Origin of the sequence: Chryseobacterium daeguense DSM 19388, from assembly GCF_000430825.1 — a bacterium.
Classification (GTDB): Bacteria; Bacteroidota; Bacteroidia; order Flavobacteriales; family Weeksellaceae; genus Chryseobacterium; species Chryseobacterium daeguense.
In genome coordinates this window covers 74,225-94,267 of the sequence record NZ_AUMT01000015.1, presented here as the reverse complement: position 1 = coordinate 94,267, position 20,043 = coordinate 74,225, and the positions used below count along the sequence as shown (strand labels likewise).

The window sequence follows — 20,043 nt, the reverse complement described above, 5'->3', positions numbered from 1 at the left end:
TTTACGTCAATAGTCGGGAAAAATATTACCCGAAGTATGAGTGGAAAGGGAAATTGCTATGATAATGCTGTAGCGGAGAGTTTTTTCAAAACTCTGAAAACCGAACTTGTCTATCAAAATAAATATGAAACTAGAGACCACGCCAAAAACTCTGTGTTTGAATATATAGAAACATTTTACAACACCCAGAGAAGGCATTCAGCTTTAGGAAATTTAACCATAAGAGAGTATCAAAATTTAATGTCTAATCAATCTAAAAATGTAGCATAAAGAGTATATAAATTTTGTCTCAAAAATAGTTGCAAGTTCATTACAGTCCGTATAAGTTTAATGGTAAAGAACTTGATGCAGAAACGGGATATATGTATTATGGTGCCAGGTATTACAATCCGAGGGTTTCTCTTTGGTTGAATGTCGATCCGCTCGCGGAGAAGATGCCGAGCTGGTCGCCGTACGTTTACAGCTTTAATAATCCGATAAAGTATATTGATCCTGATGGAAGGCAACCATATGATTGGTATAGAAATACAGAAACAGGAAATTATAAATGGTTTGATGGGAGTGATCATGTAGCTGGATATTCACATTTAGATGGTAGCGGAGAAAGAAGTATTCCTATTATTGAAAACAGCTCTAATGGAACTCCACATTGGGGAGTATTATTAAACCCGGACGGAACAGTTACAGACTGGATAAATCGCGAGCATACCTCTCAAGATGGACGGATTATGGTAACTCCAGACGGTGTACATTATGCTTCAGGAAGCAGGGAAACTAGATTAGAGTACGAACACCAAACATTAAGAACAATTGCTGATGTCATGGAGTGGACAAGTATAGGTCTTGATGTTGCAGGTGCAGCATCCTTTATTCCATCCGGAGGTACGGGAGGATCCCTATTGTTAGCTGGAGAAATTATAGGGGGTGTTTCCACAGCTATGAACGTAGCCATGGATTTTAGAGAAGGTAAGAATAACTCTGCTTATACTAGAATGGCAATTTTTGCAGTTACTGCCGGATTTGGGAGTGGAATTAATAAATTAACTACAAGAACAAGTGATAAAATGGCAGGAACAATTTATAAAATTGGAAATGATAAAGCTTTAGATAAAGCGAGAGATTTAGAAGTTCAAAGGCAGCGACAGAAAGAAGCTGATAAGCAAAGACTAAATGAAGCAATTAAGTTAGAAAAATTTAAATAAAATTAAAAATGGATGAATATTTAGAAGAACATTTTGTAGTTAAGTTTTTTATTACTTTTTTTATTGGTGTTGTTCTTTTCATATGTATGTATTTACTTTTTAAATCATATAGCAAAAAGGATATTGAACCTATACCGGAAAATAACTTAAAAAGAATGGAATATTGGCGCTCAATAGTTGGAATGTGTTTAGGAATATTTGTTGTAATAATGTCTTTTTATATGTTATATGATGATTTAACAAACCCTAAAGAAGATAACAGCAACAAGATTGAGAAAGTTGAGGTTAGAAAATAATAATAAGAGCATCTTAAGGGCAACCTTTTCCAAGAGGATATTTCAGCAATAACACAAATTGACACGAGAAAGGCAATCTCTGTCTGTAATATTAAAAACAAAACCCACCGCAATTGCAGTGGGTTTTTATTATCGTCAAAATCAGATTATTCTTCTTAAGATTTTAAAAATAAAAGAAAAAAAAACCATAATTTTTTCATAATTTTACGCCTTCACAATATTTAGAATCACCTCAACCGCCTTTTCCATGCTCTCCAGCGCTACATATTCATAAGGTCCGTGGAAATTAATTCCCCCCGCAAAAATATTAGGACAAGGTAATCCCATGTAGGATAATTGTGCGCCATCCGTGCCTCCTCTGATGGCCTTTATTTTAGGCTCTATTCCGGCTTCTTTCATAGCCTCTGCTGCAAGATCTATGATGTGCATTTTTCCTTCGAACTGCTGCTTCATATTTCTGTATTGCTCTTTAATCTCAATTTCAGCGGTTCCCGCCCCGTGCTTTTGATTAAATTCCGCCACTTTTTCTTCCATGAATTTTTTTCTTGCCTCAAATTTATCAGCATCGTGGTCACGGATAATATATTGCAATTTAGCTTCAGAGATATCTGCATTGATATCCATCAAATGATAAAACCCGTCAAAACCTTTCGTAGTCGCGGGAGTTTCATTGGCAGGAAGCATTTGGGCAAATTCTGAAGCCAGTAAAGCAGCATTTACCATCTTTCCGTAGGCGTAACCGGGGTGAACACTCAATCCGTGAATTTTTACAACAGCTCCGGCTGCGTTAAAGTTCTCATATTCAAGTTCTCCCACTTCTCCGCCATCCATGGTATAAGCGAATTCTGCTCCGAATTTTGCCACATCAAATTTGTGCGCTCCTCTTCCGATTTCCTCATCAGGTGTAAATCCAACGGCAATTCTTCCATGCTTGATTTCAGGATGGGCAATAAGGTATTCTGCAGCCGTTACAATCTCTGCACAGCCGGCCTTGTCGTCTGCTCCAAGAAGCGTATTCCCGTCCGTAGTAATTAAAGTCTGGCCTATATATTTTTTTAAGCTTTCAAATTTTGAAGAGGATAAGGTAAATCCGGTAGCCTGGTTTAGCACCAGATCACTTCCATCGTAGTTCTCCCACACCTGCGGCTTTACATTTTCCCCGCTGAAATCCGGTGAAGTGTCATAATGTGAAATAAATCCAATTGTAGGCCTGTCATCATTTTCAAGATTGGAAGGCACATAACCCATGATATACCCGTTGTCATCAATCGAAACATCTTCCAGACCGATCGTTTTCAGCTCTTCCACAATGTATTTTGCGATGTCCCACTGTCTTTCCGTAGAAGGTGTTGTTTCACTTTCAGCATCGCTGGTTGAGTATATTTTTACATAACTTAGAAAACGGTTCAGTAATTTTTCTTTCCACAATTGGTTGAATTCTATTGCGCTCATTATTAGTATAAATTTCAACAAAGTTAACAAATTTGATGCTGAGATAATTTATTTGTAATCGAATATAAAGTATCGAAATTATAAATCGGAGATAATCATTTGAAAATCAAAATAATGATAGATTTGTAACAGGTAAATACTAAATTGTTTAGTTTTATTATATTTGAGAAAATCTAAAAGTAAAATGTTTCTTACTGAATGTCCGCGTGATGCAATGCAGGGTTGGGGAGAATTTATCCCCACCGACAAAAAAATAGACTATATCAACTCATTAATGGATGTTGGTTTTGATGTGTTGGATTGTCTGAGCTTTGTATCCCCAAAAGCAATTCCCCAAATGGCAGACTCTGCAGAGGTCGCAGAAAACATAGATAAATCCCGCTCCAATACAAAAGTCTCCGCGATTATCGGAAATTACAGAGGGGCGGAGAAAGCGCTGAAGCACCAGTCTGTGGATATTCTGGGGTTTCCGTTTTCCATATCAGAGACATTCCAGCACAGAAATACGAACAAAAGCCAGGAAGAGGCATTTAATGAAATTGTAAAAATGCTCGAACTGGTAAAAACGGAAAACAGACAGCTGAACATTTATTTCTCCATGGCATTCGGTAATCCGTATGGCGAAATGTGGAAATGGGAAGATGTGGATTTCTGGGCAAAACGATTTTCAGAAATTGGAGTTAAAGATATCTTACTTTCTGATACTACGGGAGTTGCAACGCCGGAAACAATCTCTCTTTTATTTGAAAAGATACCTTCAAAATATCCTGAAATCAATTTCGGAGGGCATTTTCACAACCGTTATGAAGATTCTTATTCTAAATTGAAAGCAGCTTACGATAAAGGATGCAAAAGATTTGATAGTGCCATAAAAGGAATCGGCGGCTGCCCAATGGCAAAAGACGATCTTGTGGGAAATATGCCTACAGAACAGGTGATCAACTTCATGAGCGTAGAAAAAATAAACCATAAGCTGAATTTGTTACACTTCGAAAGTTCTTACAATAAAGCGAAAGATATTTTTCATTTTTAAAAATAACAATACTAAATTAACAGATTAATTATCCGGCTGGTATTAGCGCTGTCACCCTGAGGCTCTCGAAGGGCACTATGAAGGCTTCGAGAACCTCAGCCTGACAATATTGAAAATCGAGGGTGTTCTCTAAGCAGAACAATGATTTCAAACAAGAATAAACATCAATACGGGCGGGCTTTAGCCCGCTACTATTCAAAAACAAAATCGGCTTTAGCCAAATAAATTTAAATTGATCCAAAAAAATCAACAAAATGGTGCCTATAATTTCCCCATCTGAATTAAAAAATCTCCCAAAAGAAAGCCTTATCATTCTTGATGCAAGAGTCGGTAAAGATGTAAAACAAAATTATTTGAACAAGCATATTAAAGGAGCAAGATTCATTGATTTGGATAAAGACTTGGCGGAAATTGGTGAAGATGCAGCTTTTGGCGGGAGGCATCCGCTTCCTGATATTGACAAATTTTCACAAACAATTTCAAATCTGGGAATTTCAGAAGGTTCTCATATCGTTGTTTATGATGACAAAAATGGTTCAAATGCAGCGGCTAGAGCTTGGTGGATGCTGAAATCTTTTGGATTTAAAAATGTTCAGGTTTTGGATGGAGGGTTTCAGAATGCAGAAAAAGAAGGATTAGAATTTTCTTCAGGTGAAGAAGCTTTTGAAAAAGCACAATTAATTAAAAAAGAAGGCTGGCTTCTTCCGACTTCAGGTCTGGAAGCTGTTGAAAATGAATTGATAAGACATTCGTCAACGGTAATTGATGTGAGAGACGCTTACCGCTACAAAGGAGAATCTGAGCCGATTGATTTGGTGGCGGGGCATATTCCGGGAGCCATTAATATTCCTTTTTCTGAAAATCTGGATGAAACCGGGAATTTCCTGAAACCGGAAGTTTTAAAAGAAAAATATTTAAAAATCTTACAGGATAAGCCTCAAAATCTGATCATTCACTGTGGTTCAGGAGTTACTGCCTGTCATACTATTTTAGCTTTGGAATATGCAGGTTTTCCAACTCCGAATTTATACGTCGGTTCCTGGAGCGAGTGGAGCAGGAGAGAAGGGAAAGAAATCGCAACAGAGATTTAATATTAATAAAGTAATCGTTCTATTTGTATTCTGATCAGTCTGAAGGTATGCGGAAAAAGTAGTAGTTTATAGATTCTTCACTCCAGAATAGCATTGCGAAATTATAATGACAAAATAAAAGGCTGCCAGATTTGACAGCCAATTTTATTTTTGATCCGAATTTTAAAGCATTCCCAGCTCAAACTTCGCTTCTTCACTCATCATATCCTTATTCCAGCTAGGTTCGAAAGTAAGCTCCAAATCAACGCTTTTTACGTTTTCCACCTCTGCTACTTTGTCTTTCACTTCCTGTGGAAGGGTTTCTGCAACCGGACAGTTCGGTGTAGTAAGCGTCATGACGATTTTTACATCCGCGTCATCGGAAATCTGAACATCATAAACCAGCCCCAACTCGTAGATATCTACCGGAATTTCTGGGTCATACACGGTTTTTAAAACATTGATGATCTCCTCACCAATGTCAGCAATCTGATCGTCTGTAAATTTCATTTTTTAATCTAAATTGATGTACCTTTTCAACAAATCTTCCTGACGCATGCGCCGGAAAATATTTGCCAAAGTTAAGACATCTTTTTCACAATAGTCAACTATTCTTTGCAAGTCTTTTTCTATGTAGTAGATTGATGAAACCATTGAGCCGTCGATATCGTCTTTCGGAGTAGGAATTCCGAAAAGATGGGCAAGCAGTTCCAGTGATACAAAACTTTTGTAATCCCCGAATTTCCACAGTTCCATCGTGTCAATGTGCGGTATTTCCCAGGGTTTCTTACCAAACATCTGAAAAGGGGTAGGTGGATGCATCCCATTGATCAGGAATCTTCTTGCAATCCACGGAAAATCAAATTCTTTCCCTTTGTGGGCACAGAGAATCACGTCCCGGAGTCTCGGGCTGTTAAAAATTTCACCAAATTCCTGCAGCATCTTTTTTTCGTCATGATCTGCGAAACTTTTGATTTTCAGCGTGTCATTCTTTTCCACCATTCCAATGGTAATACAGATGATCTTCCCGAATTCGGCCATAATTCCGGCTCTCTCGGAGTAAAATTCTTCTGCGGATATTTCATCTTTTCTCTGATATCTTGTTTTTTTGTCCCAAAGCATACGCTCGGTTTCAGAAAGCTCTTCCCATAATCCCGCTCCCGGAACGGTCTCAATATCAAGAAATAAAATCCTTTCTAAAGGAATATTTTGTATCATTTTGTTTTTACTTTATTCATTAAACCTCCAAGTTTTAATTATCCAACCTGCATTCCATTTTTTGTAGGTAATGAAGGTGTCAAAAGTGTAATCTCTTTTTTATCTTCACCATAAACTCCCAGAACGAGGCATTCGCTGAAAAAATTAGCGATCTGTTTCTTAGGAAAATTAACAACGGCCAGAATCTGTTTTCCGACCAATTCTTCTTTATGATAAAGGGCTGTGATTTGTGCGGATGATTTTTTGATGCCCAAATCTCCAAAATCTATTTCCAGCTGATAAGAGGGATTTCTGGCCTTTTCAAAATCTTTTACTGATAGTATTGTTCCTGATCTGATGTCTATTTTTTCAAAATCTTCCAATGAGATTTCGGGTTTTATTGTCATGATAATGAATTGATTAGTTGTTCTACTTCTGTTTTCTGTTCTGCATATTTCTGCTGTAGCTCAGAGCCTTCACCCATTCTTTTGTAGTATTCCAGCGCTTTGTTTCCAAACGCTTTTTTATGAAAATCTGATACTTCCGGAATCTGGGGGAAAACTTTATGGAAAAGCATTTCATAGTAGGCCTGAAATTCTCTTTCATTTTTATCTTCCACAAGGGTTTCCGGGGCTTTTTGGCGTACGTGAAGCATTTCGTGAGCGACCATATTCAAGACTAAATTCAGATCAAAATCAAATAAATTCTTAGGAATCATTACCTTTTGCGGACCTCCCAGTTCACCTTCTGCTGTTAAAAGCATGGAATTGTGGGAAAGTTCCGGCCTGAAGCCGAATCCTGCAAAATTTTTATGTTCAAGCTGAAAAGCATTGATTAAATATTCTGCCGCATCAATAATTTGATCATGCTCTTTATATGCCTGAAGGTGGAAATTGATTTGTTCGAAATTCATTTCAAATTTGGTTTAAACAAATGTATTAAAATATAAAACTCGAAAAAAATTATTTTAAATGTGAAAGTTTTACTACTAAAAATCAATTTGTTATGAAATATTTAATAACTTTTTGTTAATTCTTGTGCAAGGTTTCCGAAAATCCGTCTTTATATAAATGAGTACTCAAAGAAATAATATTAATGCTAAAATTTAAAATAATGAAGAAATCAATGGTACTTAAATCTATATTAGTTGCGGTTATCATCTCTCTGGGGTTTTCCTTAACATCTTGTAATAATGAAAGTTATGAACCCATTCCTGTAAAGCTGAGCGATGTGGACGGAAGCTACAGGGCTAGGCTGATAACCACACAGGGTAATAAATTTAATGAAAAAGTAATTGAGTTTACTGCAAAAGATACCATCATCACTTTTAAAGACTTTCCGATTAGAGAAATTGTAAAAACAGTGGTAACGGATCCTGTAAAAGCGGATACGGCTTTGGCTCATATCGGAAAAATAGAATATAAGCTGGATTATAAAACAAAACTGAATACAGGTCAGAATGTAGTGGAGCTGACATTTGAACCAAAAACGCTGGCGATCCAGATTCCGATAGACGGAGCTGTTAAAAATACAGTAGTAAAGCTGGGCGCAAAGCAAAAAGGGTTCTTTGTAGGCTACGACTGGTCGTTGAGATTTGGGTTGGAAGCAGAAAAAATAACCGTTGATGGAGTTGAGCTGACTCCTTATCAGACTATAAAATATGATATCCCGATTAGTGTTAAAAAGTAAGTAATGGTTATTATCTGGTAGGTAAAGCCTCAATTTGAGGCTGCCTATCTTTGCATGATGTAATTGATGAGTTAAATGCTGTCAAATTAATCAATGGAAGAAAATAAGGAGCAGATTTTAGCGGACCGCCTTTTGAAAAAGGAAGAAGCGGCCTGGAAAGAGTTTTTCGGAGCTTATTCAGGCAGTCTTACCTATGTCTGTTCCCGATATATCATTGATAGCGAAGATGTTCATGATGTTCTGCAGAACGGTTTTATACAGATGTTCCGGGCTATTGATTCTTTTGAATTCCGGGGAAAAGGATCCTTAAGAGCGTGGAGCACGAAAATTATTGTAAATGAATCTTTAAAACATATTAAACAGAATCCTGACCTGAAAAAAGTGTCTGAAAATTTTGAAATTCCGGATGAGCAAAATGAAGATGAACCGAATTTAGAAGAAATTTCGCAACATACTATAATGAAGATGATACGCTCACTTCCGGATGGTTACAGGACGGTTTTTAACCTTTACGTATTCGAGGAAAAAAGTCATAAGGAAATAGCTGATCTGCTGGGAATTGCAGAAAATTCTTCTGCCTCGCAGCTTCACAGAGCAAAATCAATGCTTGCCCAAAAAATAAAAGAATATAAAATGTCTAAAACAGCGCAATATGAATAATGAATGGTTAAATGATCTGCGCAGGAAGATGGAGGATCATACGGAAGATGTTCCTGATGGATTGTGGAAAAATATCAGAGACGAACTATTTGCGGATGATGAAGCGAAGCTGGTTCCCGGTTTTATGAGTAATGATCTGAAAGCGCAGGATAAAGCTGTTAAAAAATTTAATTTTACACCTCTTTACCGCATCTGCGGAGTTGCGGCTGCTATTGCTATGTTCTTTATTCTGGGCAGGTTATTTGACTTTAATGATAAAAAGCCTTCTTCCCAGCCGAAAATCTCATTCAATCAGATTCAATCAGATTCTCAGAAAACAATTTTATCTCAAAAACAGCCAGACTTAAGTGTTGAAAGTTTTAAGGACAGAAATGGTTTAAACAGTATTAATTCAAATAAATCAAAAAATACAGATTACAATTTCAAAAAAAATATTCTTGGAAATATTTTAAATAAAACACAAAATCAGATAAATAATCGTTGGGAGAATAAAATCCTTCAAAATCCGGATAAAATAGAAAATATTCTTTCTCAGGAAAATCAAAATCTCGCGCAGGAACAAAATAAAAACCTGGAAACACAGAAAACCGCTGAAGAACCGGAAACCCACGAGCTTCTTACCAAAGAGGAAAGGGAATGGAAGGAAAAATTTGAGGATGCAGAAAAGAAAAAACTGGCTAAAAATAAAAAAAAATGGATGTTGGGTGTAGGAACAGGAAACGCTTCTTCCAATTCCAGCGAGCAGTTTCCGGGATATGCAACCCTGAACGGAACTACGCTGAGCCTGCCGGAAATATGGACTTCAGGATATGGCGAAGATCCACTAATGTCCATCCTTATTGCCAATCAGAATAAAAAAGTGGACGCCACCATAAAACACAAGACGCCCATCACTTTCGGAGCTTCTGCACTTTATAATATTAATAAAAAATGGGGAATCGGGTTGGGAGTTAATTACACCAGACTTTCGGCAGACCTTACCACAGGAAGCAATGATAATTTTATCAGCAGTGAGCAGAATATTCACTATGTGGGAATTCCCGTACAGGTAAATTACAATGTAATTCAGAAAGGGGCTTTTACGGGATATGTTACAGGTGGAACTGTCATTGAAAAGGCTGTTTCAGGCGATATTAAAACCAAATACATCGTTGATGGAATCGTGAAGGAAGAAACCATGGAAGAAATCACCGAGAAACCGGTTCAGGTCTCCGTAAATACGGCCTTGGGGCTTCAGCTAAAAGTGATCAAAAACATTGGAATTTATGCCGAACCGGGCGTAGGATATCATTTCAATGACAACAGCTCTTTGAAAACCATTTATAAGGAAAAACCACTGAATTTCAACCTGAAATTCGGAATCAGGCTCTTGCTGGATTAATTTGTGTCAAATCAATTAAATATTTTTTATATGAAATCAAAATTAATTTTTTTAAGTCTTCTGCTTTTAAGTTTTCTTAATTTAAATGCACAGCAATGTACACCAACCATCACAAGTCCGAGACTGGGAACTATGTTTCCGAACAGCGTAGTTTTTTGTAATTCTGAAAGCGAGGTACTTTCTACACAGACTTTTGGAAGCTATCAGTGGTACAAGCAAGAATGGTACTGGCAAACCCCAAACCCGAATCCATGGGTTCCTATTTCAGGAGCAACTTCACAGACACTTACCATCAACGGAACAGACGATATGCTTTATAACTTCAAAGTAGCAGTAACAGACGGAGACTGTACAGCAGAAAGTGCGTCAATCCTTGCTGATGGTTATGCTTATGGACTTCCTTTCATGATGGTAGACCTTCAGCCAGGAACTTACCAGGAAGTGCAGCCCGGTGAATATAATGTATGCCAGGGAGCGTCAGTATTGCTGCAAAACGGATTTCCTGCCGTATATGGTACCCACACCTGGTTCAGATGTCTTCCGGGGAGCAACCCTCCGTCACCCACAGACCCTTGTATCATCAGCGGTGCAACAGGAGATACTTACACAGCAACAGAAACCGGGTTCTACGGCTTTTATGCCTGCACGGAATATTGTCCGGACCAATGTGAAATGCTGAGTGATGCGGCTTACATCCAGTTGAACTTCGGGGCATGGAATTTCTGTAACCTTTCAACTGATGAGACTAAACCTAAAGAAAATAACCTGAGCATCTACCCGAACCCTACGACTCAGTTCCTGTTTATCGGGAAAGAATCTGATAAAAAATATACAGAAATCTCTATTGTTGATATGTCCGGAAAACTGGTTCAGCAGAAAAAAGACCACAAGTTTTCTGAAGCTATTGACGTGAGTGCTTTGGTTCCGGGAACTTATCTTGTAGTTTCTAAAAGTGCAGACGGAAAAGTATATAAAAATAAATTCATTAAAAAATAACATGTAAAAGTCCATACGTGGATTTTAGTTTTTTCAATAATTCTCTCTTGGCGCAAGGTTTTACTTTGCGCCTTTTTGTGATGAAAGCACTTGATGATATTGTTAAAAAATCACATTTTAAAATTTAAATCAAAGAAAATTTTAAACAGATTAAAAAGTTTTGTAAAATGATATATTTTCTACTTTTACACCAAAACACAATTCATGCTCGTCAAAATTTTTGGAAGTGTAATACACGGCGTTGCAGCGCAGACTATTACTATTGAAGTAAATGTAGATACCGGCGGGGTAGGATATCATCTGGTAGGCCTGCCCGATAATGCTATTAAAGAAAGCAGCTACAGAATCTCTGCAGCACTGAAAAATGTAGGCTATAAGATTCCCGGGAAAAAAATCACAATTAATATGGCACCTGCTGATCTCAGGAAAGAAGGTGCGGCTTACGACCTGAGCATTGCTATTGGAATTCTTGCCGCATCGGATCAGATTCTTGCCGAAAATGTACACGAATATATTATCATGGGAGAATTGTCCCTGGATGGTGCTTTACAGCCGATCCGCGGAGTATTGCCTATTGCTATTCAGGTCAGAGAGGAAGGTTTTAAAGGAATCATCTTACCGAAACAGAATACAAGGGAGGCAGCCATAGTAAATAACCTGGATGTGTACGGAGTAGAAAATATAAAAGAAGTTATTGATTTTTTTAATGAAGGAAAACCTCTCCAGAAAGTTGAAATTGATACCCGAAAGGAGTTTCAGGAAAAGATCAATGATTTCCCATTTGATTTTTCCGAGGTAAAAGGTCAGGAAACCGCAAAAAGGGCGATGGAAGTCGCTGCAGCAGGAGGTCATAACATTATCCTTATTGGTCCGCCCGGAAGTGGAAAAACTATGCTCGCCAAAAGAGTTCCGAGCATTTTGCCTCCATTAAGCCTTAAAGAAGCTTTAGAAACTACAAAAATACATTCCGTTGCCGGAAAAATGGGTACGGAGACTTCTCTCATGACGGTCCGCCCTTTCCGGGCGCCTCACCATACCATTTCAGATGTTGCACTCGTTGGTGGGGGAAGCTATCCGCAGCCGGGAGAAATTTCCCTGGCTCATAACGGCGTTTTGTTTCTGGATGAGATGCCGGAATTTAAACGGACTGTTCTGGAAGTGATGCGACAGCCGCTGGAAGACCGGGAAGTAACAATCTCAAGGGCAAGATTTACCGTCAATTATCCTGCAAGCTTCATGCTGGTTGCTTCTATGAATCCAAGTCCGAGCGGCTTTTTTCCCGATGATCCTAATAACACGTCTACTACTTTTGAGATGCAGCGCTATATGAATAAACTTTCCGGGCCGCTACTGGATAGGATAGACATCCATATCGAGGTTCAGAAGGTTGAATTTGAACAGCTGGCGGAACGAAGAAAAGGAGAAAAAAGTGAGGATATCAGAAAGCGCGTTCTTATCGCCCGAGAGATTCAAAGGGAAAGATATAAAGATTTAAAGATCAGTTATAACGCCCAAATTGGTCCAAAAGAGATTGAGAAGTTTTGCGAATTGGATGAAGCTTCCTTTAACCTCATCAAACTAGCCATGGAAAAACTGAATCTTTCTGCGAGAGCGTATGACAGAATTTTAAAGGTTGCCAGAACCATTGCAGATCTTGAAGAATCGGAGAATATTTTGTCAAGCCATGTTTCGGAGGCGATACAGTACAGGAGCCTGGATCGGGAGTTTTGGAATGTTTAGAACTGTTTTTCAGATTTTAAAAATTATTTAATCAAAAAACCCGCGGAAAAAAACTTCCGCGGGTTTTAAAATATATCAATGAAGATTATTTTTTCTTTCCTTTTGCTGTTGTAGCTTTAGGCATTTTTGTTTTTGTATCGGCTGGAGTATTTTCGTCTCTTACTAATTGCAATTCGTCGATCAATCTTCTTGCCCCTGCGTATTTGTCGATTGTCCAAAGAACAAAACGAACGTCTACGTTAATTGTTTTCTGCCATTCCGGTTCGAAAACGATGTCACCGCTTAATGCTTCACTGTTTCCGTCGAATGCAATACCGATAAGGTTTCCGTCTCCGTCAATTACCGGCGAACCTGAGTTACCACCTGTAATATCGTTGTTGGAAAGGAAGTTTACAGGCATGTATCCTTTTGCATCAGCATACTGCCCGAAATCTTTAAGGTTATAAAGATCAATCACTCTTTGTGGAAGATCAAATTCTTCATCACCTTTCTTGTATTTTCCTACAAGGCCGGTCATATCTGTATAGTAGTTATCAGTAACCCCGAAGTAGTTTCTGTCTTCTCTGATTGGCAATTTATCAACCGTTCCGTACGTTAATCTCATTGTAGAGTTAGCATCCGGATAGAATTTTTTCTCAGGCATAGCCTTCATTAATCCTGCTAAGAAAAGTCTGTTGTTTTTAGCAAAATTATCATCAATTTTCACAAATCTGTCAGCTGAAGCCTTTTGATCTGCAACAATTCCGTTTGCAATTTTCCAAAGCGGGTCTGCATCAAGCTTTAGTTTATCAGGATTCAACATAAAGTTGGTCGCAGAAGTTTTATTAGCAAAAATCGAAGAATAAGCAACGTTTGATAGATTATTAGCGTCTAATCCCATAATTGTCGGAGAGGCAACATCAGGATTTACTCTTGTTTTATAAAGATTTACCATAGAATTCATCATTTCACCTTCAAGCTTGGTATTGATGTTTTCGTATGCCGTTTTAAGGGCAGCTTCTACTTTTGGCCTCATGGCTACTCTGCCTTCCATATTCTGGTCTGCGTAGGTCTTCAAAACATTTCCTACCTGTAATGCAAGGGTGAAATATTTAGAGTTTCTTGAAAGCTGGCTCATGTACATTCTTTCTACATTTCTGTTAGAAGTCTGCTTGTAATAAATTGCAATATCATCCAAAACAGTTTCATATTCTGCAACATTTGCCGGCTGTACAGCCCATGTTTTAAATGTTTCTTCTAATTTCTGCTTGCTGGTAATTGTTCCGTTTTTTACCACAGCGTCAATTGTTCCCTGTCTGTTCTTCCAATAGTTGGCTACAGAAGCATATTGAGAAGCGTAGTTAAGCTGCGTTCCTTTATCTTTATCCATGTACTTTTTCATTACATCCATGGCTAGTTTGGAAGCTTCTACCCATGCCGGATAGTCTTTATTTACCATTTGCTGGATTCCGTAAGAAGTAAGATAACGGTTCGTTCTTCCAGGATAACCCAAAATCATTGAGAAATCACCAGGTTTGATACCTTTCAAAGAAACCGGTAAGAAATGCTTAGGCTTCAAAGGAACATTCCCCGGAGCATATTCAGCAGGGTTTCCTGCCGCATCAGCATATACTCTGAAAACGGTAAAGTCTGCAGTGTGTCTCGGCCATTCCCAGTTATCTGTATCACCACCGAATTTTCCTAATGATGATGGAGGTGCACCTACCAATCTGATATCTTTATAATCCTGATATACGAAATAATAGAATTCATTCCCATTGAAGAAATCTCTTACAACAACGGTATATTTTCCGTTTTCAGAGTTTTCTGTCTGGATCGCTTTTGTTTCAGCATCGATCACAGCTTTTCTCTCTTCAGCGGTCATTTTATTGTTTAATTTTGAATTGATTCTCTGTGTAGCATCATCCATTCTTACTAAAAATCTTACGTAAAGATCTTTTGCATTGAATTCGTCTTTCTGCTTCATTGCCCAGAAACCATTCTTTAAGTAGTCTTTTTCCGGAGTGGAAGCTGCAGCTACAGCTCCGTAACCACAGTGGTGGTTGGTAAAGATAAGGCCTTGGTTTGAAACGATTTCTCCTGTACAGAACCCTCCAAAACTTACGATCGCATCTTTTAAGCTTGAATTGTTTACGGAATAAATTTCTTCGGGTGTAAGATGCAATCCTTCTTTTTGCATATCTACACCATTAAGTCTTTTTACGAGCATTAACAGCCACATTCCTTCGTCTGCCCTCATCTGAGCGAAGCTCAAAAGGAAAGTGAAGAGTAGAAATAGTCTTTTCATTTTATAAAATAATTTTTGTGTCGCTAATTTACTAAATTTTATGCTATCCTGTCCTGAAATGGTATGAAAATGGATTTCAAGGTTATATGAAAAAAATATTTGTATCTTTTTTTGCGGTTTTATTCCTTGGTATGGCGATAAACTGTACATCATCACAGAAGCAAAATAACATCAATACCATCAGAAATCATCAGATTCAGAGAGAATGGATGCTTGTAGCTTTTGACAATTATACAAAGCAGGATCTTGTAAAGAATAATGCTAAGATTAATCTTACACAGGACATAGAAAACGGAAAAATAAAAGGGACTGCCTTTATGGGCTGTAATTCTATGTTTTTTACTTCCGAATTTAAGCAAAACGGGGATGTTGAAATCTCTGATATAGGCTCAACAATGAAGGCCTGCGCTGAAATGAAGCTGGAAACAGATTTTTCTGCAAGCTTCAAAAATATGAAAAAGTACTCTGTACAAGGTCATTTTCTGACTTTATCTGATGATAATGGAAATCAAATAAAGTTTGTCGCGGCGGATTGGGATTAAATTAAATACTTATTGAATCCTGCGACTGCTTCGTGCTCAGGATGACATTGCTAATACTAATTGTCTTTTGTGAGCGTATGATTTACCAGTGTCATCCAGAGCGCGAAGCAGTCGAAGAATCTCTATCAAATTAAAAATAAAAGTCCGCTGTTGAGCGGACTTTCTTTTAGTGTTGAAAAATCTAGTGTTAGTTATTAGTTTTTGGGGATCGTTTTTTTAATGTCGGATATGGTAAGGTCCGGTGTGCTCATTAACCCTTGAACACTATTGCTGTGTTTTGCAGGACTTACTTTGCGGGCCTGTCTGCCAGGAATTGTTGCCCTGATTTCGTCCAGGCTTGCAGATCCGGGAATAGTTTTACCGGAATTATTAGCTGTTGTCTGTTTTGGAGCCTGTTTTAAATCCAGACCCTGTTCTGAAACTAATGTTGTTGAAGGTTTTTGTGCTGCTCTTTCTTCAGCATCCTTCATCATTCTGGCTTCGAATTCTTTGGACTCTTTGTAGTTGGGAGCTTCCTGCGTTTCCGATGCTCTTTTGTTTTCCTGAGCATAAATATTGATACTTAATGCTAAAAAAGCAATGATATATAATGATTTCATGTTTTATTTTATTTAGTGTTTACCAATACGTTTATTTTTCCGATTCCGTTTTGATCATAATCCTGAAGCGCTTTTCCGATAACCTGCCCTATTTTTACTTTTTTAGGGTTGGCTTTCATAGCTACTCCTGATTTCGAAGAAGTCACCAGAAGATCACCTCTTTTGATTTTTCCTCCTTCAAGACAAACTTTGGTAGGAATTACCCCGATTACTCCCATCGGAACTTTATCCGATAAATCGGTATCAATATGTTCCTCGGTTAATAAAACCCCTGGTTTAGTAGCATAAACTCCCGCCACAAGATTGGAATAAGGTTTTGATGATTTTTCTACTGATCTGTCTTTGGTAGTAGAAATAACAAGGATGTCTCCCGGCTCATAAGCTGAAATATTTCCTTCTACATCAAATGCTTCTGCAACGTCCGCACCACTGTTTTGAGTACCTCCATCGAAGAATCCTCTTCCTGCTTTATTGATACGGGCTACATTAGCTCCCGCACTTTGATAAGTTGCAATATTGCCCGAAGCTCCTGTATGATTGATGAGTTCTGCACTACCTGTACCATTGGTGGTTATATATAGCGTTGGCTGAGCGTTGGCGCTGTTAAAGTTAGAAAATCTAGCTGCTTTACCGGTTCCGAAGTTAGGAATCCAGCCATAGATCGCATTACCTGTTCCGTCTGCTGTAGCCTCAACACCGTCTCCGGTTCCACCTGCATTGGCAGTAATACCATTTCCATTACCTTCTGTAAGGGCTAACACTGCAGGTCCGTTACCACTGGCATTGGAAGAGTAGAATAATCCCGCATATCCCCCAGTTCCTGATGAAACACCGTAAATGCCTGCTGTCCCGAAGTTCGCAAACTGAGATGTTACTTCTCCTTTTACTGCTGCAGACGTACCTGTTACGCGGTCTACTTTAAAGTTTCCTCCGATTCCGTTTCCTACTGTTTTTACTGAGATAACTTCTTTTTGATTGTCCTCGTTAAAGATTTCAAATCTGGCAGCACGTCCTTGTGAGAAAGTTGGAACCCATGCATAAAGTGCGTTTCCGGCTCCGTCTATATTGGTTTCTACACCATTTCCGTCTTTACCGGCATTAGCAGTGATGGCATTTCCGTTTCCATCGGTTAATGCAATTAATGAGGCTCCGTTTCCTGAAGGATTGGATGCGTAGAATAATCCTGCACGACCTCCGGTTCCTGATGAAACCCCAAAGATACCTGAGGCACCGAAGTTTCCGAAGATTGTATTAACTTCTCCTCTTACGGCAGCACCTACACTGTTGGTATTATTTAAAAAGAAAGAAGATGCGTTACCTTGTGTATTATCAGGGATATTTCCGTTTGTATTGGATGCAACTTCAAAAGTATTTCTGTCATTGGCTGTATTTGTATTTTCAAAACGTCCTGCACGTCCGGTACTGCTGTTTATACCAACCTGGCCGAACACGCCGATTGCTGTACCTGAAGTATTTGTAGCTACAAAACCTCTTACACCGTAACCGGCACCATCATTTCGTCCTACCACAGCTCCTGCAATATTACTTGTAGTTCTACCCACGATAGCTTCACCAGCTCCGTTATTGTCACCCACGATACCAGCGGAAGTCTGAGAAGATGTAATACCTTGAACTCCAAATCCTCCACCTGTTGAGCTTCTTACTCCGGCTCCGTTTCCTGTTGTGGTAACGTTTACCACGGTTCCGTTTCCTACAGTGCTGGCGTTTAGTACGTTATTGTTGTTTGCATTATTGGCTATTGTGATATTTGCTGCAATACCATTGTTACTGGTTGCATTAAGACCTGTCCCGGTGTTACTGTTTGCATAAACCCCATATCCTGCAGCTGTAGCATTACCATAAACCCCAAGTCCGGCAGGTGTTACCCCGTAAACGCCCCATCCGCTTCCGTCCTGGCTTCCATAGACTCCTACACCTAGTCCGCCGGTACCGCTATTGATACCTCGTACGCCGGAAGAAAATCCGCCTGGAGCGGTATTGCTTACAATACCTCTTACTGAAGCAATATTTGATGTAGTTGTATTATTTATACCTTCAATGGAAGTTCCGTCACCATTATTGGTTAAAGAGAAAAGGTTTCCGGCATTGTTTACCGTATTGGTATATGGAATTGAAAAAGCTCCTCCGCCACTTACAGCCCCTGCTGATTTGGCAAACATGGCATAAGGAACACTTAGGAGCTGGCTGGTTCCTGTTATTGTATAATTGGTTCCTCCTGCAGGATCGGTTTCTGTTTTTAGATAGTAACTTCCGGTAGACCAGTCAATTGTATTGAATGCCCCGGTAAGTACAGTTCCTGAACCTACTTCTAATGTAATAAGTCCATTGGCATTGGTGTTCCCTGTAAGTCTTTCGGAATGCTTTGATTAGGCAAAACCTGTCCGCCTGCATTTCGGATGATAGCCTGGTAGCTCATTTTTTCGGGTACCTGTGCGAAGGCTAGGTGTGTACCAAGCAGAAGTCCCGCTGCGAGTAATATTTTTTTCATGGTTGTTATTTTTTAATGATTTTGAATGTTTTGATATTTTCTCCGTTTTGGCTGATCCTTATAATATACATTGCGGATGGGAGAGAAGAGAAGTTGAATTCAGACTTAGACTGAGTAATTTTGTCTTTTTTAATAAGTTTTCCCTGAGCGTCGAAAAGCTGATACTCGGAGCCTTTAAAAGGATTGTTTGTAAAATCTAAATACAGGTAATCTTTAAAAGGATTGGGATAAAGTAAAATTCCTTCATCAGTAGATGTTGAGGTTTCATTGGTTGCCAGTGTGGTGATTTCGTAAACTTGCTGTACTCCTTCAGAAATTTCCCGGTTGGGGCCCTTGATGATAAAGGCGGGCTGCCCTACACTGTATGAAACCGAGCCGTTGCTTCCTGTGGCATTCGCTCCTGTCGCCAAGACTGCTGATTGTGCTCTCAGCAGGCCGATGGGGACCAGAAACAGAATGAGAAAGAAGCATTGAATAGATGTTCTTTTCATATAAAAATGGTTTGTGGTTACTAATTGGTTATGTCAAAATTTTAAAGAGAATTTTGGAAGACTAAATTACCACATATCACAGACAGATATTTGGAAAATAGACAAACGACATAAATAATAGACAAACGACAAAAAGTGGAAATATTGCCGAAAATATCACTATTCATGGATATTTTGAAGAAATAATTTTAGGGCTCAAAAAAAGATAAATTTTCCTTGTATGCTCTCCCGATAGGAAGCTTAATTTGGTGTACAAGCTCTACTTCATGATTATTTTTACTGCGGATCAGGTGTCGGGGAACCGCGAAGCTCCTGTGGATCCTTACAAAAGATTCAAAATAGCTTTTATGCAGAATATTCCCGATAGAATTAAGGATGCAATGCTTTTTATCCGGGGTCACGATTCGTGTATAATCTTTTAAGGCTTCCAGATAAAGGATATCGGTGATTTTTATATGATGAATATTACAGCCTTCTTTAATTTTGATGATGTTTTCGCCCAGTAAAGCATCAAAAAACTCACATTTCTCCTTCATTTCAAAAAAAGAAAAGAGCTTTTGCATCGAAGTATGAAAACGATCTGTTTTTAATGGTTTTGCAATGAAATCAAGGGTGTCTATTTCAAAAGTTTCCAGGGCATATTCTGTGTGTGAGCTTATAAAAATGCAGGCAGGTATTTTATGGGCTAGTTTTCTGAATTCCAGTCCGTTCATGCCTTTAAGCCCGGCTTCGATTATTAAAAGATCAATAGGAAGCTCAAGAAAAGGAATTGCTTTTTCCGCAGTGTCAAAAGACGCAACGACCTCAATATTTTCATATTGCTTAAGGTGATGAAGAAGAACAAGCCTGTCCAGCTCATCACCATCAATAATCATACATCTTATATTAGTAATCATGGT

General features: G+C 38.6%; 22 protein-coding genes. 11 read left to right on the top strand and 11 right to left on the bottom strand.

Annotated features, from left to right (window positions below; genetic code table 11):
- From H560_RS0116775 to H560_RS0116765, 3 genes are all read left to right on the top strand, one after another.
- Nucleotides 1-270 (top strand): IS3 family transposase (locus H560_RS0116775; protein WP_034753070.1); only part of this gene is annotated, 270 nt, incomplete at its 5' end.
- A gap of 29 nt (nt 271-299) precedes the next feature.
- Nucleotides 300-1,202 carry an RHS repeat-associated core domain-containing protein gene (locus tag H560_RS0116770; protein WP_027381100.1) on the top strand — a complete coding sequence of 301 codons (903 nt, stop codon included), beginning with the start codon at nt 300-302 and terminating at the stop codon, nt 1,200-1,202.
- Between the two features lie 8 nt (nt 1,203-1,210).
- Nucleotides 1,211-1,498, top strand: coding sequence for a hypothetical protein (locus H560_RS0116765; RefSeq protein WP_027381099.1), 288 nt, complete (start codon nt 1,211-1,213; stop codon nt 1,496-1,498).
- Nucleotides 1,499-1,702: 204 nt separating this feature from the next.
- On the opposite strand, the gene pepT is transcribed toward H560_RS0116765, so the two are convergent.
- Entirely contained in the window at nt 1,703-2,950 is a 1,248-nt protein-coding gene (gene pepT / locus H560_RS0116760; RefSeq protein ID WP_027381098.1) for a peptidase T, read from the bottom strand.
- Between the two features lie 184 nt (nt 2,951-3,134).
- Between pepT and H560_RS0116755 the strand changes: the two genes are divergently transcribed.
- Both H560_RS0116755 and H560_RS0116750 read left to right on the top strand, forming a co-directional pair.
- Complete coding sequence (locus tag H560_RS0116755; RefSeq protein WP_027381097.1) at nt 3,135-3,983, top strand: hydroxymethylglutaryl-CoA lyase; 849 nt, start codon at nt 3,135-3,137, stop codon at nt 3,981-3,983.
- A gap of 254 nt (nt 3,984-4,237) precedes the next feature.
- Complete coding sequence (locus H560_RS0116750; protein ID WP_034753098.1) at nt 4,238-5,074, top strand: sulfurtransferase; 837 nt, start codon at nt 4,238-4,240, stop codon at nt 5,072-5,074.
- Nucleotides 5,075-5,236: 162 nt separating this feature from the next.
- Here the strand turns inward: H560_RS0116750 and H560_RS0116745 are convergent, their stop codons facing one another.
- The 4 genes from H560_RS0116745 to H560_RS0116730 are packed head-to-tail and all read right to left on the bottom strand — an operon-like array spanning nt 5,237 to nt 7,163.
- A complete protein-coding gene (locus tag H560_RS0116745; protein ID WP_027381095.1) occupies nt 5,237-5,563 on the bottom strand; it encodes an SUF system Fe-S cluster assembly protein in 327 nt (108 codons plus the stop codon).
- A 3-nt stretch (nt 5,564-5,566) separates the two neighbouring features.
- Nucleotides 5,567-6,271: a 3'-5' exonuclease gene (locus H560_RS0116740; protein WP_027381094.1), complete on the bottom strand. Its 705-nt coding sequence runs from the start codon at nt 6,269-6,271 to the stop codon at nt 5,567-5,569.
- A 38-nt stretch (nt 6,272-6,309) separates the two neighbouring features.
- Nucleotides 6,310-6,657: a tRNA-binding protein gene (locus H560_RS0116735; protein ID WP_027381093.1), complete on the bottom strand. Its 348-nt coding sequence runs from the start codon at nt 6,655-6,657 to the stop codon at nt 6,310-6,312.
- On the bottom strand, nt 6,654-7,163 hold the full coding sequence (locus H560_RS0116730) for a hypothetical protein (RefSeq protein WP_027381092.1): 510 nt from the start codon (nt 7,161-7,163) through the stop codon (nt 6,654-6,656). Before H560_RS0116730 ends, H560_RS0116735 begins: the two co-directional genes overlap by 4 nt.
- Before the next feature lie 200 nt (nt 7,164-7,363).
- Here H560_RS0116730 and H560_RS0116725 point away from each other — a divergent pair, with 200 nt between their 5' ends.
- From H560_RS0116725 to H560_RS0116705, 5 genes are all read left to right on the top strand, one after another.
- Nucleotides 7,364-7,939: a DUF4840 domain-containing protein gene (locus tag H560_RS0116725; protein WP_027381091.1), complete on the top strand. Its 576-nt coding sequence runs from the start codon at nt 7,364-7,366 to the stop codon at nt 7,937-7,939.
- A 93-nt stretch (nt 7,940-8,032) separates the two neighbouring features.
- Nucleotides 8,033-8,599 carry an RNA polymerase sigma factor gene (locus tag H560_RS0116720; RefSeq protein WP_027381090.1) on the top strand — a complete coding sequence of 189 codons (567 nt, stop codon included), beginning with the start codon at nt 8,033-8,035 and terminating at the stop codon, nt 8,597-8,599.
- Nucleotides 8,592-9,980, top strand: coding sequence for an outer membrane beta-barrel protein (locus H560_RS0116715; protein ID WP_027381089.1), 1,389 nt, complete (start codon nt 8,592-8,594; stop codon nt 9,978-9,980). The genes H560_RS0116720 and H560_RS0116715 overlap by 8 nt, the downstream gene beginning before the upstream one ends.
- A 30-nt stretch (nt 9,981-10,010) precedes the next feature.
- Nucleotides 10,011-10,976, top strand: coding sequence for a T9SS type A sorting domain-containing protein (locus tag H560_RS0116710; protein WP_027381088.1), 966 nt, complete (start codon nt 10,011-10,013; stop codon nt 10,974-10,976).
- 204 nt (nt 10,977-11,180) lie between these two features.
- The gene (locus H560_RS0116705) at nt 11,181-12,716 is read left to right on the top strand and encodes a YifB family Mg chelatase-like AAA ATPase (protein ID WP_027381087.1); all 1,536 of its coding nucleotides are present in this window, start codon (nt 11,181-11,183) and stop codon (nt 12,714-12,716) included.
- Nucleotides 12,717-12,801: 85 nt separating this feature from the next.
- Here the strand turns inward: H560_RS0116705 and H560_RS21890 are convergent, their stop codons facing one another.
- On the bottom strand, nt 12,802-15,003 hold the full coding sequence (locus H560_RS21890; RefSeq protein ID WP_034753095.1) for a S46 family peptidase: 2,202 nt from the start codon (nt 15,001-15,003) through the stop codon (nt 12,802-12,804).
- Nucleotides 15,004-15,089: 86 nt separating this feature from the next.
- Here H560_RS21890 and H560_RS0116695 point away from each other — a divergent pair, with 86 nt between their 5' ends.
- The gene (locus H560_RS0116695; protein WP_027381086.1) at nt 15,090-15,545 is read left to right on the top strand and encodes an META domain-containing protein; all 456 of its coding nucleotides are present in this window, start codon (nt 15,090-15,092) and stop codon (nt 15,543-15,545) included.
- A gap of 194 nt (nt 15,546-15,739) precedes the next feature.
- Here the strand turns inward: H560_RS0116695 and H560_RS0116690 are convergent, their stop codons facing one another.
- The 5 genes from H560_RS0116690 to H560_RS0116670 form a co-directional block, all read right to left on the bottom strand.
- Nucleotides 15,740-16,144, bottom strand: coding sequence for a hypothetical protein (locus tag H560_RS0116690; RefSeq protein WP_027381085.1), 405 nt, complete (start codon nt 16,142-16,144; stop codon nt 15,740-15,742).
- A gap of 8 nt (nt 16,145-16,152) precedes the next feature.
- The gene (locus H560_RS22770; RefSeq protein ID WP_228372495.1) at nt 16,153-18,324 is read right to left on the bottom strand and encodes a beta strand repeat-containing protein; all 2,172 of its coding nucleotides are present in this window, start codon (nt 18,322-18,324) and stop codon (nt 16,153-16,155) included.
- Between the two features lie 149 nt (nt 18,325-18,473).
- Nucleotides 18,474-18,653, bottom strand: a complete 180-nt coding sequence (locus H560_RS23425) for a hypothetical protein (RefSeq protein ID WP_027381084.1) — start codon at nt 18,651-18,653, stop codon at nt 18,474-18,476.
- Between the two features lie 5 nt (nt 18,654-18,658).
- Nucleotides 18,659-19,144 carry a T9SS type A sorting domain-containing protein gene (locus H560_RS0116675; protein ID WP_027381083.1) on the bottom strand — a complete coding sequence of 162 codons (486 nt, stop codon included), beginning with the start codon at nt 19,142-19,144 and terminating at the stop codon, nt 18,659-18,661.
- Nucleotides 19,145-19,332: 188 nt separating this feature from the next.
- The gene (locus H560_RS0116670) at nt 19,333-20,040 is read right to left on the bottom strand and encodes a LytR/AlgR family response regulator transcription factor (protein ID WP_027381082.1); all 708 of its coding nucleotides are present in this window, start codon (nt 20,038-20,040) and stop codon (nt 19,333-19,335) included.
- Nucleotides 20,041-20,043: the final 3 nt, after the last annotated feature.

Coding starts and splice junctions, on each gene's coding strand:
- H560_RS0116765 (WP_027381099.1), top strand. CDS start 1,211: ATGGATGAATATTTAGAAGAACATTTTGTAGTTAAGTTTTTTATTACT.
- pepT (WP_027381098.1), bottom strand. CDS start 2,950: ATGAGCGCAATAGAATTCAACCAATTGTGGAAAGAAAAATTACTGAAC.
- H560_RS0116755 (WP_027381097.1), top strand. CDS start 3,135: ATGTTTCTTACTGAATGTCCGCGTGATGCAATGCAGGGTTGGGGAGAA.
- H560_RS0116750 (WP_034753098.1), top strand. CDS start 4,238: ATGGTGCCTATAATTTCCCCATCTGAATTAAAAAATCTCCCAAAAGAA.
- H560_RS0116745 (WP_027381095.1), bottom strand. CDS start 5,563: ATGAAATTTACAGACGATCAGATTGCTGACATTGGTGAGGAGATCATC.
- H560_RS0116740 (WP_027381094.1), bottom strand. CDS start 6,271: ATGATACAAAATATTCCTTTAGAAAGGATTTTATTTCTTGATATTGAG.
- H560_RS0116735 (WP_027381093.1), bottom strand. CDS start 6,657: ATGACAATAAAACCCGAAATCTCATTGGAAGATTTTGAAAAAATAGAC.
- H560_RS0116730 (WP_027381092.1), bottom strand. CDS start 7,163: ATGAATTTCGAACAAATCAATTTCCACCTTCAGGCATATAAAGAGCAT.
- H560_RS0116725 (WP_027381091.1), top strand. CDS start 7,364: ATGAAGAAATCAATGGTACTTAAATCTATATTAGTTGCGGTTATCATC.
- H560_RS0116720 (WP_027381090.1), top strand. CDS start 8,033: ATGGAAGAAAATAAGGAGCAGATTTTAGCGGACCGCCTTTTGAAAAAG.
- H560_RS0116715 (WP_027381089.1), top strand. CDS start 8,592: ATGAATAATGAATGGTTAAATGATCTGCGCAGGAAGATGGAGGATCAT.
- H560_RS0116710 (WP_027381088.1), top strand. CDS start 10,011: ATGAAATCAAAATTAATTTTTTTAAGTCTTCTGCTTTTAAGTTTTCTT.
- H560_RS0116705 (WP_027381087.1), top strand. CDS start 11,181: ATGCTCGTCAAAATTTTTGGAAGTGTAATACACGGCGTTGCAGCGCAG.
- H560_RS21890 (WP_034753095.1), bottom strand. CDS start 15,003: ATGAAAAGACTATTTCTACTCTTCACTTTCCTTTTGAGCTTCGCTCAG.
- H560_RS0116695 (WP_027381086.1), top strand. CDS start 15,090: ATGAAAAAAATATTTGTATCTTTTTTTGCGGTTTTATTCCTTGGTATG.
- H560_RS0116690 (WP_027381085.1), bottom strand. CDS start 16,144: ATGAAATCATTATATATCATTGCTTTTTTAGCATTAAGTATCAATATT.
- H560_RS22770 (WP_228372495.1), bottom strand. CDS start 18,324: ATGTTTGCCAAATCAGCAGGGGCTGTAAGTGGCGGAGGAGCTTTTTCA.
- H560_RS23425 (WP_027381084.1), bottom strand. CDS start 18,653: ATGAAAAAAATATTACTCGCAGCGGGACTTCTGCTTGGTACACACCTA.
- H560_RS0116675 (WP_027381083.1), bottom strand. CDS start 19,144: ATGAAAAGAACATCTATTCAATGCTTCTTTCTCATTCTGTTTCTGGTC.
- H560_RS0116670 (WP_027381082.1), bottom strand. CDS start 20,040: ATGATTACTAATATAAGATGTATGATTATTGATGGTGATGAGCTGGAC.